Raw genomic sequence first — 15495 nt, 5'->3', positions numbered from 1 at the left:
GCAATGCTGGTTCTGGGGGGAGTGTTCATCCCGCTGTCCGTACGTAACTGGCCGGACACTCCAGAGGAAGCGTTGGCTCGCTTCGTCGCGATATGCCTCGTGACGGCGGTGGTTCTCGCTGTCGCAGCCGGACTCTGGTGGTGGTTCAACACGAGTCGACCGAATGCCTACCGACGGCGTTTGGAGCAGGAATCGGCCCAGTTCCGTGCCCGTTGGCCCGCTGACCGGCTGGGAAGCGCTCCCTACGGTGAGTTGGACAAGGAAGCGCAACGGTGTTGGCTGGTGCTTCTCCTGCTCGAGGAGGGGAAGCTGGTGGCCCCCAATAGCGAGGAGCGCGCCAAAGAGATTGCCGCCGTGCGTCATTGGATAGGCATTGTGGTGGCTGCGTTGAACACAGCCGCCGCGCGCGATCGGCAGGCTGCCGTTGCGGAAGGGTTCAGATGATATGGGTGCCGAATTCGATCTCGATTCCTTCATCGATGCATCCATCCCCTCGGCGATTACCTTCCTGGTAGCGGGGATCGGAGGCTCGGCCTTCTTCGCTGGGGTCGTGTGGTACAGCGGCAGGGCCTCCTATCGCACCCTCGCACGGCTATATACGCACTCGTCGGCATTCTGGGCGCGCTGGCCGGGCGATCGCCTCTGGGTGGCGCCGTACGAGGAACTGGCCGCTGAAGCGGACAGGTGCAATGAGCTCGTTGGATATGTGGGCGAAAAGCGAATGAGACTGCCTCTGAGGGGGCCAGCGAGGAAGCGGGCCGAGCCCATACATGCTGAGTTCCGTCAGCAGCTCGAACGCGAAGAAGCCATGTACCAAAGCATGCTCGCCACCGTCCACGCCGCCATGAACTACGCGACCGCGCAAGGTAGGGGCCCGCAGGCGCCGCCTTTTGCGTGAATTGCCTTGCGGCAGTTCCAACCCAGGTCGCCGGAATGCTGAGGTTAGGCTGTGGGCGTGCAGGGGGACACGCTGGCAGTTGAGTTTGTCGCACGGGGGGACATCCCGACGACCAAAGAGGAATGGCTCGGCATTCTGGTCGCCGTTGTCATGGTGTGGACAACGGTGAAGTTAGTGGGCTTCTGGGTTGACCGCAGAGAGTCCAGTCAACTGGATGCAGAGGAGGCGCGACTCACGGCCGAGTCTGCCCAGTTCCGGTCGCGTTGGCCGGTTCAGTGGTTATGGCAGGTGCCGTACGCCGAACTCGAAGCGGAGGCGGAGCGTTGTTGGCGCATCGTCTTCGTCCTGGAGAAGCGACGCGGTCGCGCGCGTGAAGGACAAGACGTAGGCCTTGCTGCCCAGATCGCGGCCGTCCGCGCCTGGATATCCACCGTCGTCAACGCGATGAATGCGGTGGCCAGACGATGATTGATCAGGTGCTCGCCTCCAGCTCGGATAGGGCCTTGAGTTTCACCACGATCGTGACCGTTGGTCTGGTGCTGTCCGCTGTGTTTGTGGCGGTGTTCATTGGCATCGCGATGCTGCCGTCAACCAAGGCAGATCGAGTGGATGCCGAGCGGGCGCGGCTATTCGTTCAGTCCGAAGCGTTCTGGGGTCGGTGGCCGCACAATCGTCTGTACGAGGCGCCCTATGCGGAGTTGGCGGCCGAGGCGACCAGATGCGCGCGGCTCCTCGAGATCTTCCAAGAAACGCTGAGTTACGGCAAGCGGCCGGACCCGGGGGCGTTTCGCGGGATGTATGACGAAGCCGGCCGTTCTTTACCCGCGTACCAGCACCTGCTCAATTCGGTACACACTGCCATGAACTACGCGATCTCTCAGGGCCGTGGCCCGCAGCAGCCCTACGGTCAACTGCCTTCGAAGTGATTGTGCCCCAGGCTATCCACGAACGTAGGCCCTCGGAGTTCGAGCTCGCCCAGATATTCGTCGACCCAGGTGCCGAATGGCTTGTGTGCCAGGTATTCGTTGCGGAACCGGTCGTCCTCGGACACCTCGGAAATGCAGAACGCCGGAATTGCCAGATCGACCACGGGCCCACCACGCTCCACTTCGGACAGCAGTAAGGGTGCGTTGCCGCCGAGGAACCGGTCGATGATCCAGCCGTCCTCGCCCAGCCACATCGAGTAGCGAACTTTGGCGACGACGTTTTCGGCTCGGCGCACAATCTGCGCCGCCACCAATGGATCGAGCTCTCGTTCGGCCTCATAGCGGGTGCCGCCCACCGCGGGGCCTTTGGCCGTCATGGTCCCCAGCGATTCCTCGCCGAATGCCTCCACGAGCTCGGCGGGAGGAAGAGCCAAGTCAGCCGGGGCCGGCCCTTGTACCCGGACGCGGACGGCGTATCCGTCGGCTGCGAACAGATATGCCTGCACGATCAGGGCAGGCATGGGATCCGATGCCGCTACCGCGGGCAATTCGCGGACAAAGAACTTCCGCTCGAATTCGAAATCACCGAAACCGGATTCGGACATGCGCACACCGTAGCGTGATTTTCGCCGAAATCGGTCCCCTAAAGCGCGTGAATTCCCTTGTAGAGCACGAGAAGGCCGATGACCACGAGAATTGCCGCGACCAGCACGGCATGCTGGCGTTCCATCCATTCCTTGAGCCGTGCCAGTGCGGGATCGAGCCGATCACCGGATACCGCGTAGGCGAGGATCGGCAGTGCCACCGTCGATCCGGCGAACAACACGAAGTAGAGGCCGGCCGCCCAGACGCCGGGCTGGCCCAGGCCGGCGCTGCCGATCGCCAAACCCGCTGCCACGCAGATGAAGAGCACCTTGGGGTTCACCACCGTGAGCACCAGCCCGGCGATCCCGGCCTTGTTGGGCGTCAGCTTGCTCAGGCTGGCCATCCACTTGGGGCTGTGCTCGGACTTCGCTCGGGTGAGATAGCGGTACACGCCGAAGGCGATCAGGGCGGCGCCCACCACGATGCGCAACCACGATGCCCACGTCGGGGGTTCGTCGAGCCGGCCGAACAATCCGGAGATCCCCACGAAGAGCGCGGTCAAGGCCGCGAGGCCGACGAACCATCCGGCCAGGAACGCCAGGCCGGTCGGCCGGGGCCGGGGGGAGTGCAGCACGAGCACCGCCGGAATGATGGACAGTGGCGACAACGCCACCACCAGTGCCAGCGGGATGAGTTCGGCAAAAATCGAACCCCAGCTCTGCGTCATCGGCGCCCTCTCAGTGCAGCAATCCAGGCAGTACCCCGAGCAAACCTAGCAACACCGACACGTCCCGATCGCGAATCCTCACCATCGCCCGACGGCGACGTCTTCCACCGCGTCGGCGGCGTGCTCCGGCCCACCGAGGGCATGGATCTCCGCGCCGATCGTGTCGAGGGCCAGCCGGACCTGCGAGTCGGCCGCAACGCCGAGGACGGCGTCGCGGATATCGCCGACGCTGGGCAGGTGGTCGGTCAGGTGGCGGCCGACGCCGATGGCCTCGAGACGTGCGGCATTGGCCGGCTGATCGACGGCTTGTGGAATCGCCACCATGGGCACTCCGAACCACAGCCCCTCGGTGCATGAACCCATGCCGGCGTGGGTGATGAAGCAGTCTGCCACCCGCAACACCGCGGGCTGGGGAACGGTGTCGCGCAACTGAACCCACGATGGAACCGGGCCCACGTCGGCGCGGCCGGTGGCCAGCACCAGCCGCCAGCCCGCACCGTCGAGTGCCTCGATCACGTTGCGGTACACGTCGGCCCGGTCGGTATAGGCGGTGCCGAAAGCCAGCAGGGCGAGCGGGCCGTCGCCGGGGGGCGGGGGCCCGTCGCGCGGATCTTCCCCACGGGGGGCGATGCACGGGCTGTCTCTTATACCCCTCTTGATTTGGATAAAAGACCGCTGTGGTTGTTNGCCGAAAGCCAGCAGGGCGAGCGGGCCGTCGCCGGGAGGCGGGGACCAGTCGCGCGGATCTTCCCGACGGGGATCGATGCACGGGCCGACGAATCGGTAGCGGCCACCGACGCGATCAGCGTTGCGCTGCATCACCCGTGGGATCAAAACCAGGCAGCGCCGGGGTGCGCCGGTCACATCGTCGAACGTCAGTCCGGTGCCGGAATCGGTCAGCCAGTCGTCGAACGCCTGGCGATAGGACGCACCGCTCGGGCCGTTGAGAATCGGATCCAGGATCTCGGCCATGTCCTCGTGGTAGCCGTCCCAGGCGACCTCGCTGGGCGACAGTTGGGCGGCGGGCACGCCCCACCGCTCGGCGGCCACCGGACCGGCCATGCCGCCGATGTCGTAGAGCACGATGTCGGGCCGATCCGAATCGAGTGCCGAATGCAGTTGAGGCAATACGTGGATGGCCTCGTCGAGGAACATCCGCATGCCGGTCACCGGATCGTTCTCGTCGCCCCAGCCTTCCGGTGCCCCAGGGGCACCGGGCAGCACCGACGTGCATTCGATGACGTCGGCGCCGGTCGGGCGCACCAGCCACGACATGTGGCCGCTCACCAGATAGCTCACCCGGTGACCGCGGCGGACAAGTTCGTGAACGACCGCCAAATGTGGGTACATGTGGCTGGGTGCGGAGGCGGCAACCAAGGCGATGTGCACGGAGTCGAGTGTGCCCGACGAACGCTTTCATCGACCTCTGGCGTGGTAGCCGCGGCCTACGGCCTCCCTTCGCGCAGGCCGACTCTATCTGGGCTCGGAGAAGCAGATATGCACCAGTGCGCTTCGGAATGAACACGCTACGGTGGGCTTGGCTCGATCCGGTTCGACTTGTCGACGTGGTTTGGGGAGGAAGCAACCGTGACGCTGCCACTGTCGGGATGGTTCGCCGACCCGTGGAATGTCAGTCAACTTCGTTACCACGACGGACACCGTTGGACTGACGATGTGGCGGCGCCTGAACGGGTAGCGGGTTTTCCGCTTGGGCAGCGCACCTTGACCTTTCGCAGTGTCCCCGCTCATCAGCGTGGAGGACTGTGCTGTTCAGTGTCGGGTGATCGAGGTGTGCACGTCGCAACGGTTCGTTCGCGCTCGCGGATACCGGCGATCGTCGGCCGGGATCGTCGGTCGCTCGTATTCGATGTGGTCGAACCCAGCGGTGCCCCGATCCTGACCATTGCGCGACACGGAGCCAACCGCCAACTTCGGATAGATGCTGAGAGCCCTGATGGGCGGCGGGTCGGCCAGCTGCGCCAGATCAGCTCCGCGGGGCGGCAGTTTCGCACCGGCCAGGTGACGTTTGCAGTGGACAGTGGACTCCAGCAGGTGGCGACCGCCGACTTCGGGATCCGGCCCAGCGATAACCGCTATGCCGACGTTCAGGAGTCGATCCTTGATCCATCGGGTGCGTGCATAGCCACTGTCACGCGGCAGGGAAGGTTCGTCGCGAACTTCGATCTCGCGGGCACCAGCGACAGTGCGTTTGTCTACAAGCTGGACTGTTTGCACCGCCTGGCCGAGCCGACCCCCACGCTTCTGCTGGTTACTGCGTTCACCTACTACTTAATCAACCGACTGGCAGACAGCGGGATTTTTGGTGCGATCAGCCGATTTGTCCTGCAGCCGTCGTGGGAGCGGTAGTCGTAACCGTCGGAATCAGTAGCAGCCGGAGCGTCCCCCCGAAAATTTTTAAAGTTGAGCGGAACAGACTCAACCTTGACTACGTTGAACATCACGACAAGCATTTTCTCTATCGGAAAAGGGAGGTGTCGTGGACTCGTTCAACCCGACCACGAAGACCCAAGCGGCGCTGACCTCGGCGTTGCAGGCGGCGACCGCCGCAGGCAACCCCCAGATCACCCCCGCTCATTTGTTGATGGCGTTGCTGACGCAGAACGACGGCATCGCCGCCCCACTGCTGGAAGCGGTCGGAGTCGAGCCCGCAACCATCCGCGCCGAGGCAGAACGCCTGATCGGCCGGCTGCCCAGCGTCAGTGGCTCCAGCTCACAGCCGCAGCTGTCGCCGGAGTCGATCACGGCGGTGACCACGGCCCAGCACCTGGCCACCGAGATGGACGACGAGTACGTGTCCACCGAGCACCTCATGGTCGGCCTGGCCACGGGCAGCTCCGAGGTCGCCAAGCTGTTGACCAATCACGGTGCGTCCCCGCAGGCGCTGCGCGAGGCGTTCACCAAGGTGCGCGGCAGTGCCCGCGTCACCAGCCCGGACCCCGAGGGCAGCTACCAGGCGCTGGAGAAGTACTCCACCGACCTGACCGCCCGCGCGCGGGAGGGCAAGCTCGACCCGGTCATCGGGCGTGACAACGAGATTCGACGTGTCGTGCAGGTGCTGAGCCGCCGTACCAAGAACAACCCCGTGCTCATCGGTGAGCCCGGTGTCGGCAAGACCGCCATCGTCGAGGGCCTGGCGCAGCGCATCGTCGCCGGCGACGTGCCGGAAAGCCTTCGGGACAAGACCGTCATCAGCCTGGACCTCGGCTCGATGGTGGCCGGGGCCAAGTACCGCGGTGAGTTCGAGGAACGCCTCAAGGCCGTGCTGGACGACATCAAGAACTCGGCCGGCCAGGTCATCACGTTCATCGACGAGCTGCACACCATTGTCGGCGCCGGTGCCACCGGCGAATCCGCGATGGATGCGGGCAACATGATCAAGCCGATGCTGGCCCGCGGCGAGCTTCGACTGGTCGGTGCGACCACGCTCGACGAGTACCGCAAGTACATCGAGAAGGACGCCGCGTTGGAGCGCCGTTTCCAGCAGGTGCTGGTCGGCGAGCCCTCCGTCGAGGACACCGTCGGCATCTTGCGTGGTCTCAAGGACCGCTACGAGGTGCACCACGGTGTGCGCATCACCGACTCCGCTCTGGTTGCCGCCGCGACCCTTTCGGATCGCTACATCACCGCGCGCTTCCTGCCGGACAAGGCCATCGACCTGGTCGACGAGGCCGCGTCCCGGCTGCGCATGGAGATCGATTCGAGGCCGGTCGAGATCGACGAGGTCGAGCGGCTGGTCCGCCGTCTCGAGATCGAAGAGATGGCGCTGGAGAAGGAAGAGGATGACGCCTCCAAGGAGCGGCTGGAGAAGCTGCGTGGCGAGCTGGCCGACTACAAGGAGAAGTTGTCGGAGCTGACCACTCGCTGGCAGAACGAGAAGGGCGCCATCGACGTGGTCCGCGAGCTCAAGGAGCGGCTCGACAGCTTGCGTGGCGAGGCCGACCGGGCCGAGCGCGACGGTGACCTGGCCAAGGCGGCGGAACTGCGCTATGGCCGGATCCCCGAGGTCGAGAAGAAGCTCGATGCCGCGCTGCCGGTGGCCGAGGCTCGCGAGAACGTGATGCTCAAGGAAGAGGTCGGTCCCGACGACATCGCCGAGGTGGTCGAGGCGTGGACCGGTATTCCGGCCGGCCGGATGCTCGAAGGCGAGACGGCCAAGCTGCTGCGCATGGAGGAGGAGCTGGGCAAGCGCGTCATCGGCCAGAAGGCCGCGGTGACCGCGGTCTCGGACGCGGTGCGCCGCAGCCGGGCCGGGGTGGCCGACCCCAACCGGCCGACGGGCTCGTTCATGTTCCTTGGCCCGACCGGTGTCGGTAAGACCGAGCTGGCAAAGGCGTTGGCGGAGTTTCTCTTCGATGACGAGCGCGCCATGGTCCGCATCGACATGAGTGAGTACGGCGAGAAGCACTCGGTGGCTCGGCTGGTCGGTGCGCCTCCGGGATACATCGGCTACGACCAGGGTGGTCAGCTGACCGAGGCGGTGCGGCGACGTCCCTACACGGTGGTGCTGTTCGACGAGATCGAGAAGGCCCACCCGGACGTGTTCGACGTGCTGTTGCAGGTGCTCGACGAGGGTCGGTTGACCGACGGCCAGGGCCGCACGGTCGACTTCCGCAACACGATCCTGATCCTGACCTCCAACCTGGGTGCCGGTGGCACCGAGGAGCAGGTGATGGCGGCGGTGCGGGCGGCGTTCAAGCCGGAGTTCATCAACCGGCTGGACGACGTGATCATCTTCCACGGCCTCGAACCCGGCGAGCTGGTGTCGATCGTCGACATCCAGTTGCAGCAGCTGCAGAAGCGGCTGGCGCAGCGCCGGCTCACGTTGGAAGTGTCGCTGCCTGCCAAGCAGTGGCTGGCCCAGCGCGGCTTCGACCCGCTCTACGGTGCCCGTCCCCTGCGCCGCCTGGTGCAGCAGGCGATCGGTGACCAGCTGGCCAAGATGCTGCTGGCCGGCGAGGTGCACGACGGTGACGTGGTGCCGGTCAACGTCAGCGCCGACGGCGAGGGCCTGGTCCTGGGCTGAGCCGGCAGTGAAGAGCCCCGCCACACATGAAGTGTGGCGGGGCTTTTCGCGTTGTAACGCTAGATGTTGAACCGCCCGGCGAAGCCGCGCAGCGGCACGTCGGCGCTTGTCAGCAGCCCCGGCGGGGCCTTGACCACCGATGCGATGGCATTGAGTGCGGGCAGCCCGGTGACCGTCATGCCGATCGAGGCGAAGGAATCGGGATCGGACAGGTCCACCCCGGGTTTCGGGAAGATCATGTGCTTGTTGTAGACGCACGGATCGCCCTTGATCTGAGTGATGTAGCAGCCCTTGATATCCCAGCTCGGATCGGTATGCGGGGTCATCTGCCACTCCAGGTGGGTTTCGACGCGCGGCACGCCGTCGACCATGCCCTGGTACTTGATGTAGTTGCCGCCCAGCGATCCTTTGGGCAGCGTGTACCAGCCCAGATCCACATCCTTGGTGCAGGCACCGAGCTCGTAGCTGAACTTGACCTCGTCGAGTGTCAGGCCGAAGCAGTCGGCCATCATCAGCACGCTGTCGGCGAACACGCGGGTGTACTTCTCCAGCTTGCCGGGGATCGACGGGTCATCGACCGGCAGGCCGTAGCCCACTTCGATCCAGGTGTCCTTGCTGTGATGGCAGGACACGTCGACGGATTCGATGGTGGTGACGTTCTCGATCTCGGCGACATCGGCCGAGCACACCACCCCGAGGATCTGGTTGAGGCCGGGGTTCATCCCGGTGCCGTAGAACGTAGAACCACCCTTCTCACAAGCCTCGGCCAGCAGCTGGGACACCGGCTTGCCGGAGGGATGCGGGTGGTTGGTGTCGCGGTGCCAACCGGTGATCCAGTCCGCGGTGGTGACGATATTGATCCCGGCCTCAAGGACTTTCACGTACAAGTCCTCGTCGGGAAAGACGCCATGGAAGGTCAGCACGTCGGGACGCGCCGCGATGATCTCGTCGACCGAGCCTGTCGCGGTTACCCCAATCGGCTCCATCCCGGCGATCTCACCGGCGTCGCGACCGACTTTTTCCGTTGTGTAGCAGTGCAATCCGATCAGTTCGAGATCGGGCCGTTTGCCGATGCGTTTGATCATCTCGGTGCCGACGTTGCCGGTCGCCACCTGGAATACGCGGATCTTCTCGGTCATGTGAAATCGGCCTTTCGTCCTGATGTTGGATTGGTGGCTCCGCCACCGGAAGCGAGGTCCGCGGCGCTGCCGCCCAGACCGTCTGGATAGAACTGCATGGCCCACTTGCGGATTGCGGTGAACCCCTCGTATTCGGCGGTGGCCAGCGCTGGGGGATCGGAGTAGCGCTGGTGCGACCAGATGTGGATGTCCTGGGTGAACTGGCGGATCACCTCGTCGCCGAACTCGGCGGCCTTCGCGGCGGCGCGCTCGGAATCTTTCCCTGGGGTCCGGCCGATGTAGACCATGAACCGCACGTCGGAGGTGGACTCGTCGACGGGCGTGACCGCCGAGATCGTGCGGTTGTCGATCATGCCCCAGCTCTTGGTCACCGCGATGCCCAGTCCGCCGTTGATCGCCTCGACGCCGCTTTTCACATCGTCGATCGACTGCTGGTCGTCGCCCTCGAAGGTGATGGTGAAGTCGACGTAGGAGATCGGCGCGGCGAAATCGTGACGGGTGAACACCGGCACGATCGGGGTCTGGTGCACGAACTTGAAGTGGGCGAAGTCGACGCCGTTCTCCAGCACGTACTGCGGATGCAGCTCGAGCGCTTCACGGAAGAGACGCTGCTGCGGGTAGTAATCGGCCGCGTTGCTGCCGTCGTTGAAAGACGCGAACACATCCGGCGCGTCGAAGAACGGCTCACGTCCTTCGATGTCGTGCCAGATATAGATGGCCTCGTTGAGCTCGGCGACGGGGTAGGTGCGCATCCGGCGGCCGCGGTTGGGCCGGTCCTGGTACGGGATGCAGACGTTGCGTCCCTCGGCGTTCCACTGCCAGCCGTGGAACGGGCACTGGATCACCTCACCGACGACGTGGCCGCCGAATCCCAGATGGGCGCCGAGGTGCTCACAGTAGGCGTTCATCACGGTGACCCGCCCGGATTCCGAGCGCCAGGCGACCATCTCCTCGCCGAAGTACTTCATGGCGTGCACGGACCCGACCCCGACCTGGTCTGACCAGGCGACTTGGAACCATCCCGTCGGTTTCATCGACAACGGTGGTTTTGCCATGTCCGGAATCGTAGGAGCTTCTGTGAAACTTTGGAAGAGGGTTCTGTGAAAACGGGGTAGCCTCTCGAAGATGACCGACGCTGACGTTGTTGCGCGCCGCACCAACCGGCGCGGTGAAGCTACCCGCGAGAGCATGCTGGAGGCCGCGCGCAAGGCCCTGGCCACCGGAGACCCCGGGGCGGTATCGGCCAATCGGATCGCCAAAGAGATCGGTGTCACCTGGGGTGCGGTGAAGTACCAGTTCGGCGATATCGACGGATTCTGGGCCGCTGTGCTGCGCCGCACCGCTGAACGGCGCGCGGGCGTCCTCGGCCAGCACGACAGCGCCGCACCGCTGCGAGAACGCGTCGCTGCCGTCATCGATCTGCTCTACGACGGGCTGACCGTCGGAGATTCGCGGGCGATCGAGAATCTGCGCGCCGCCCTGCCGCGGGACGGGGCCGAACTCGAGCGGCAGTATCCGAAGACGGCGGCCGAGCTGTCGTCCTGGGGGCAGGGCTGGCTGCAAACCTGTCAGCAGGCCTTCGGCGGCCTGGATGTGGACCCCGAACGGGTGCGTGAGGTTGCCTCCTTCATCCCCGGGGCGATGCGCGGCATCGCCTCCGAGCGTCAACTCGGCACGTACACCGACCTCGACATGGCTCGCCGGGGGCTCACGAATGCGATCGTCGCCTACCTCGAGCAGTCTCGGTAACAGCGGCCTGATCACCAGTAATCGGGTTGTGACCTCACAAGGCTGGGGCATTCCCGCGGTCAACAAGTAGGCTAGGCCCGATGGTCCCGCTCTGGTTCACGCTGTCCGCACTCTGTTTCGTGGGTGCGGCGGTGCTGCTGTACGTCGACATCGACCGTCGACGTGGGTTGGGACGGCGCCGCAAGTCGTGGGCGAAGTCGCATGGCTTCGATTACGAGCACGAGTCGAACGAGATCCTCAAGCGCTGGAAGCGCGGGGTGATGTCGACCATCGGTGACGTCACGGCCAAGAACGTCGTGCTCGGCCAAATTCGTGGCGAGGCGGTGTTCATCTTTGACATCGAAGAGGTGGCGACGGTGATCGCGCTGCACCGCAAGGTCGGCACGAACGTGGTCGTCGATCTGCGGCTCAAGGGCATCAAGGAGCCCCGGGAGAGCGACATCTGGCTGCTCGGTGCGATCGGTCCGCGGATGGTGTACTCCACCACCCTCGACGCCGCCCGCCGGGCCTGCGACCGCCGGATGGTCACGTTCGCCCACACCGCTCCCGACTGCGCCGAGATCATGTGGAACGAGCAGCACTGGACGCTCGTCAGCATGCCGGTCACCAGTACCCGCGCCCAATGGGACGAGGGGCTGCGCACGGTGCGTCAGTTCAACGACCTGTTGCGGGTTCTGCCGCCGGTTCCGCAGAACGGCGTGGCGCCGCAGTCCGGCCAGGGTAGCCAGGCCGCGCTGGCTCGTCGCGCCGGCTCGCCCANGCAGTTCAGTACGCTATCGGCATGCCTCGCCCTGTCGCGCTGATCACCGGACCGACCTCAGGCCTCGGCGCCGGATTCGCCCACCGCTACGCGCGTGACGGCTACGACCTGGTCCTCGTGGCGCGCGACGTCCAGCGGCTCGAACAGCTGGCGGCCGAGTTGCGCGACGAGGCCGGTGCGGCCGTCGAAGTCCTGCCTGCGGATCTTTCATCCGCGCCCGACCGTGCCAAGGTCGCCGATCGGCTCCGGGCCGGCGTGCAGGTTCTGGTGAACAATGCCGGATTCGGCACGTCGGGTGAGTTCTGGACCGCCGAATTGGCGCAGTTGCAGGCCCAATTGGATGTCAACGTCACCGCGGTGATGGAACTGACTCATGCCGCGCTGCCGTCGATGATCGAGGCCGGCCGCGGCACTGTCATCAACGTGGCGAGCGTGGCGGGCCTGGTGCCGGGGCGCGGATCGACCTATTCGGCGTCCAAGGCGTGGGTGGTTTCGTTCAGTGAGGGACTGGCCAACGGGCTCGGTGGCACCGGGGTCGGCGTGCACGCCCTGTGCCCGGGGTTCGTCCATACCGAGTTTCATGCCCGCGCGGGCATCGATATGGCGGGCACACCGTCGTTCCTGTGGCTGCAGGTCGAGGACGTCATTCGTGACTGCCTGGTCGACGTGGCCGCGGGCAAGGTGGTTATCGTGCCGGGCCTGCAGTACAAGGCGCTCACCACGGGAAGCCGGTTGGTTCCGCGAAACTTGGTGCGCGCCATGACAAAAGCAGTGGGAAAAGGTCGTGGGAGAACTTAGAACTGAACTGACGTGGCGGTGCGGGGGCTGATCGCTGCGGTGATGGCGGTGCTTCTCGTCGTCACCGTGGGTTGTGGCTCTGATCAACCCGGTCGCATCTACGAAGCCTCGACCGGTGCAGTCGGCGACTCGCTGGACATTCTCGGTTGGAATCTGAAGGTATCGGATCTGCGGTTCGACGCCGAGCGGGTGCTGATCGACGTCGAAGGCACCGCGTCGGGTGAGGGCCACGCCAAACCGGAGGACATCCGATTCGGGCTGTACGGCGCGCTGGCGCATCCGATCGAGTCTGACGCGCTGCATGGCTGTGACGGCGTGACCAGCCTGGGGATCCGGCCACTGTCGGCGCCGGCGCCCGACAAGCTCACCGGCACAGTGTGTTTGGGGCCGTTGCGTGATCAGAGTCAGGTGCGCGGAGTCTATGCCTACTCGCCGCGTGAGCGGATCGCAGGCACCACCGTGGCCTATCCGGCCGCATTCCCGGTCGGGGTGTTGCCCACCAACGTCAACGACACCGGGGTGACGATCAAGTCCACCAGTGTGGACGCCTTCCGCGCCGACGGTGGCCAGCTGGCCCCGACCGCGCTCGGGGACCCCGCCGCGTTCAGCGGGAACGGCTACATGCTGCTCGGTCTCGAAATCATCGGTGAGGCAAAGCGTTACGGAGACGACGCGGTGGCCCGGGGTGGACCGTTGATGGTGGTCGTCGGCCCGACGATGCCGCCTCCGGGACTCAGCCATGCCTGTTCGGCATACGGCTCTTCGGTGCTGATCCTGCCGGAGGCCTCACGGGGGGCGGTCAATGTGCGCGCTTCGCTGTGTACTCAGGGCGAGATCAACGCGGCGTTGCTGTATGCGTCGGTATCGGTGATCGGTACCCACGCCGCACTGTGGACCACCGGTGGCTGAGGCCGTCGGCCCCAGCGAATGGGGTGAGTCGCCGGGAGTGGGTCCCTGGGAAGGGCCGCTGCCCTCGGGCGACGACGCCGCCCGCTACGACCCGGACCTGCTGCGCGACGGGGACACCCGCAATGTCGTTGACGCCTACCGTTATTGGAAACGTGAGGCGATCATCGCCGACATCGACCGCAGGCGACACCCGTTGCACATCGCGATCGAGAACTTCGGCAACGACGCCAACATCGGTGCGGTGGTGCGCACCGCCAACGCCTTCGCCGTCGACACGGTGCACATCGTCGGCCGTCGGCGGTGGAACCGGCGGGGCGCGATGGTGACCGACCGCTATCAACGGCTGCACCACCATGACACCACCGCCGAGCTGCTGTCCTTCGCCGCCGAGGCCGGGCTGACCGTCGTCGCGGTGGACAACGTGCCCGGCGCCGTGCGGCTGGAAGAGACCGAACTACCTCGCGACTGCCTGCTGATCTTCGGCCAGGAGGGCCCGGGCATCACGCCCGAGGCGCAGTCCGGCGCGGCCGTCACGGTGTCGATCGCCCAATTCGGGTCGACCCGCAGCATCAACGCCGGCGTCGCTGCAGGGATTGCCATGCACGCGTGGATCACTCGTCACGCGGATTTCTCCCAGGCTTGGTGATCAGAATGGCTTCGTCGGCAGGTATTTGCCGTCGAAGGTGATCACGGCGCGTTCTCCGCCTTCGGGTCGGCGACCTTGCGCACATCGAGCTTGACGTCGATCGCCGATGTCGGCGCGGAAAACTGCCCGACATGCCGACACTTCGCAGGGCTGGTAAGGCAGGATCGTCAACATGGATCAGCTATGGGCTAACCGTGCGGCCAGCGCCGAAGCTGCGATCACCCAACGGCACCTGACGAAACTCTGGGGCCTGCCCGGCACCCAGCTCGGCGTGGTGGCCTGGCCGGCGACCAAGAAGTACCGGCAGTTCGGAACGTGGCATTACTGGTGGCAGGCGCATCTCCTGGACTGCCTGGTCGATGCGCAGGTACGCGATCCCCAGCCCGAGCGGAAGACCCGAATCGAGCGGCAGATCCGTGCCCACTGGTTGCGCAACAACCTGTCCTGGACCAACAACTACTACGACGATATGGCCTGGCTGGCGTTGGCCATCGAACGGGCCGGGCGGCTGGCGGGCGTCGAGAAGCATCGTGCGCTAGAGAAACTGTGCAAGCAGTTCATCGAGGCCTGGGTGCCCGAGGACGGTGGCGGCATCCCGTGGCGCAAACAGGACCAGTTCTTCAACGCCCCGGCCAACGGCCCGGCCGGAATCTTCCTGGCCCGCTACGACGACCGGCTGCGCCGGGCCCAGCAGATGGCCGACTGGATCGACGACACCCTGATCGATCCGGAAACGCACCTGGTGTTCGACGGCATCAAGGCCGGCTCGATGGTCCGTGCGCAGTACACCTACTGCCAGGGCGTGGTGCTGGGCCTGGAGGTGGAGCTCGCGGTACGCACCCAGGACTCCCGGCATGCCGAACGGGTACGTCGTCTGGTGGCCGCGGTGGACAAGGAGATGGCCCCCGACGGCGTCATCAAGGGTGCCGGTGGCGGTGACGGCGGGCTGTTCAACAGCATCCTGGCCCGGTACCTGGCGTTGGTGGCCAAGACGTTGCCGGGCGACTCGGCGCAGGACCAGGCCGCTCGCGAGACGGCCAGGAGGATCGTGCTGAAATCCGCCGAGTCGGCGTGGAATTATCGCCAGACCGTGGACGGGCTGCCGTTGTTCGGACCGTTCTGGGACCGTACCGCGGAAGTGCCGGGGGCCGACGGCGGGAAGAGTGGAGAAGCCCAGTTCATCGATGGCGCGGTCAATGCGTCGGAGATCCCCGAGCGTGACTTGTCGGTTCAGGTTTCGGGTTGGATGTTGCTGGAAGCTGCGCACACCCTCGCCGAGTAATCCGGGTGTGGTCAGAGTCGACGAGCCGAGCA

General features: G+C 65.5%; 16 protein-coding genes and 2 pseudogenes. 12 read left to right on the top strand and 6 right to left on the bottom strand.

What is annotated here, in order from left to right; genetic code table 11:
• Positions 1 to 3: 3 nt before the first annotated feature.
• The 4 genes from BN4332_RS17530 to BN4332_RS17515 are packed head-to-tail and all read left to right on the top strand — an operon-like array spanning position 4 to position 1824.
• Positions 4 to 444 carry a hypothetical protein gene (locus BN4332_RS17530; protein WP_066900079.1) on the top strand — a complete coding sequence of 147 codons (441 nt, stop codon included), beginning with the start codon at positions 4 to 6 and terminating at the stop codon, positions 442 to 444.
• A 1-nt stretch (position 445) separates the two neighbouring features.
• Positions 446 to 898 carry a hypothetical protein gene (locus tag BN4332_RS17525; protein WP_066900077.1) on the top strand — a complete coding sequence of 151 codons (453 nt, stop codon included), beginning with the start codon at positions 446 to 448 and terminating at the stop codon, positions 896 to 898.
• Positions 899 to 955: 57 nt separating this feature from the next.
• Positions 956 to 1366, top strand: coding sequence for a hypothetical protein (locus BN4332_RS17520; RefSeq protein WP_160110880.1), 411 nt, complete (start codon positions 956 to 958; stop codon positions 1364 to 1366).
• Positions 1363 to 1824, top strand: coding sequence for a hypothetical protein (locus BN4332_RS17515; protein WP_066900074.1), 462 nt, complete (start codon positions 1363 to 1365; stop codon positions 1822 to 1824). The genes BN4332_RS17520 and BN4332_RS17515 overlap by 4 nt, the downstream gene beginning before the upstream one ends.
• Here BN4332_RS17515 and BN4332_RS17510 read toward each other — a convergent pair.
• The 3 genes from BN4332_RS17510 to BN4332_RS35520 all read right to left on the bottom strand — a co-directional run bounded on the left by BN4332_RS17510 (position 1806) and on the right by BN4332_RS35520 (position 3955).
• On the bottom strand, positions 1806 to 2429 hold the full coding sequence (locus BN4332_RS17510) for a CYTH domain-containing protein (RefSeq protein ID WP_066900072.1): 624 nt from the start codon (positions 2427 to 2429) through the stop codon (positions 1806 to 1808). The genes BN4332_RS17515 and BN4332_RS17510 overlap by 19 nt on opposite strands.
• Before the next feature lie 38 nt (positions 2430 to 2467).
• Positions 2468 to 3136, bottom strand: coding sequence for a GAP family protein (locus BN4332_RS17505; protein WP_066900070.1), 669 nt, complete (start codon positions 3134 to 3136; stop codon positions 2468 to 2470).
• A 78-nt stretch (positions 3137 to 3214) separates the two neighbouring features.
• Entirely contained in the window at positions 3215 to 3955 is a 741-nt protein-coding gene (locus BN4332_RS35520; RefSeq protein WP_435405197.1) for a nucleotide disphospho-sugar-binding domain-containing protein, read from the bottom strand.
• Positions 3956 to 4723: 768 nt separating this feature from the next.
• Here BN4332_RS35520 and BN4332_RS17490 point away from each other — a divergent pair.
• Together BN4332_RS17490 and clpB are read left to right on the top strand one after the other, a co-directional pair.
• Entirely contained in the window at positions 4724 to 5503 is a 780-nt protein-coding gene (locus BN4332_RS17490; protein ID WP_160110879.1) for a DUF2510 domain-containing protein, read from the top strand.
• Between the two features lie 130 nt (positions 5504 to 5633).
• A complete protein-coding gene (gene clpB, locus BN4332_RS17485) occupies positions 5634 to 8180 on the top strand; it encodes an ATP-dependent chaperone ClpB (protein WP_066900066.1) in 2547 nt (848 codons plus the stop codon).
• A 59-nt stretch (positions 8181 to 8239) separates the two neighbouring features.
• Here the strand turns inward: clpB and BN4332_RS17480 are convergent, their stop codons facing one another.
• Both BN4332_RS17480 and BN4332_RS17475 read right to left on the bottom strand, forming a co-directional pair.
• Positions 8240 to 9319 (bottom strand): NAD(P)H-dependent amine dehydrogenase family protein, encoded by a 1080-nt coding sequence (locus tag BN4332_RS17480; protein ID WP_066900064.1) that lies wholly within the window; start codon positions 9317 to 9319, stop codon positions 8240 to 8242.
• Positions 9316 to 10374, bottom strand: coding sequence for a Rieske 2Fe-2S domain-containing protein (locus tag BN4332_RS17475; RefSeq protein WP_066900061.1), 1059 nt, complete (start codon positions 10372 to 10374; stop codon positions 9316 to 9318). Before BN4332_RS17475 ends, BN4332_RS17480 begins: the two co-directional genes overlap by 4 nt.
• A gap of 70 nt (positions 10375 to 10444) precedes the next feature.
• Here BN4332_RS17475 and BN4332_RS17470 point away from each other — a divergent pair, with 70 nt between their 5' ends.
• The 5 genes and pseudogenes from BN4332_RS17470 (at position 10445) to BN4332_RS17450 (ending at position 14181) form a co-directional block, all read left to right on the top strand.
• Positions 10445 to 11068 carry a TetR/AcrR family transcriptional regulator gene (locus BN4332_RS17470; RefSeq protein WP_066900059.1) on the top strand — a complete coding sequence of 208 codons (624 nt, stop codon included), beginning with the start codon at positions 10445 to 10447 and terminating at the stop codon, positions 11066 to 11068.
• An 80-nt stretch (positions 11069 to 11148) separates the two neighbouring features.
• Positions 11149 to 11832, top strand: a pseudogene (gene ttfA, locus BN4332_RS17465) (trehalose monomycolate transport factor TtfA); the annotation flags it as partial.
• A gap of 17 nt (positions 11833 to 11849) precedes the next feature.
• Positions 11850 to 12626, top strand: coding sequence for an SDR family NAD(P)-dependent oxidoreductase (locus BN4332_RS17460; RefSeq protein ID WP_066900057.1), 777 nt, complete (start codon positions 11850 to 11852; stop codon positions 12624 to 12626).
• Positions 12627 to 12644: 18 nt separating this feature from the next.
• Positions 12645 to 13535 (top strand): hypothetical protein, encoded by an 891-nt coding sequence (locus tag BN4332_RS17455; RefSeq protein ID WP_066900160.1) that lies wholly within the window; start codon positions 12645 to 12647, stop codon positions 13533 to 13535.
• The gene (locus BN4332_RS17450) at positions 13528 to 14181 is read left to right on the top strand and encodes a TrmH family RNA methyltransferase (protein WP_066900055.1); all 654 of its coding nucleotides are present in this window, start codon (positions 13528 to 13530) and stop codon (positions 14179 to 14181) included. The genes BN4332_RS17455 and BN4332_RS17450 overlap by 8 nt, the downstream gene beginning before the upstream one ends.
• Here the strand turns inward: BN4332_RS17450 and BN4332_RS17445 are convergent.
• Positions 14182 to 14288 (bottom strand): annotated as a pseudogene (locus tag BN4332_RS17445) (cyanase); the annotation flags it as partial.
• Positions 14289 to 14353: 65 nt separating this feature from the next.
• Between BN4332_RS17445 and BN4332_RS33255 the strand changes: the two are divergent.
• Positions 14354 to 15463, top strand: coding sequence for a glycoside hydrolase family 76 protein (locus tag BN4332_RS33255; RefSeq protein WP_066900053.1), 1110 nt, complete (start codon positions 14354 to 14356; stop codon positions 15461 to 15463).
• The last annotated feature ends 32 nt before the right edge of the window (positions 15464 to 15495 follow it).

It is taken from the genome of Mycolicibacterium houstonense (assembly GCF_900078665.2).
Lineage (GTDB): Bacteria > Actinomycetota > Actinomycetes > Mycobacteriales > Mycobacteriaceae > Mycobacterium > Mycobacterium houstonense.
This window is presented reverse-complemented; position numbering and strand designations above follow the sequence as displayed.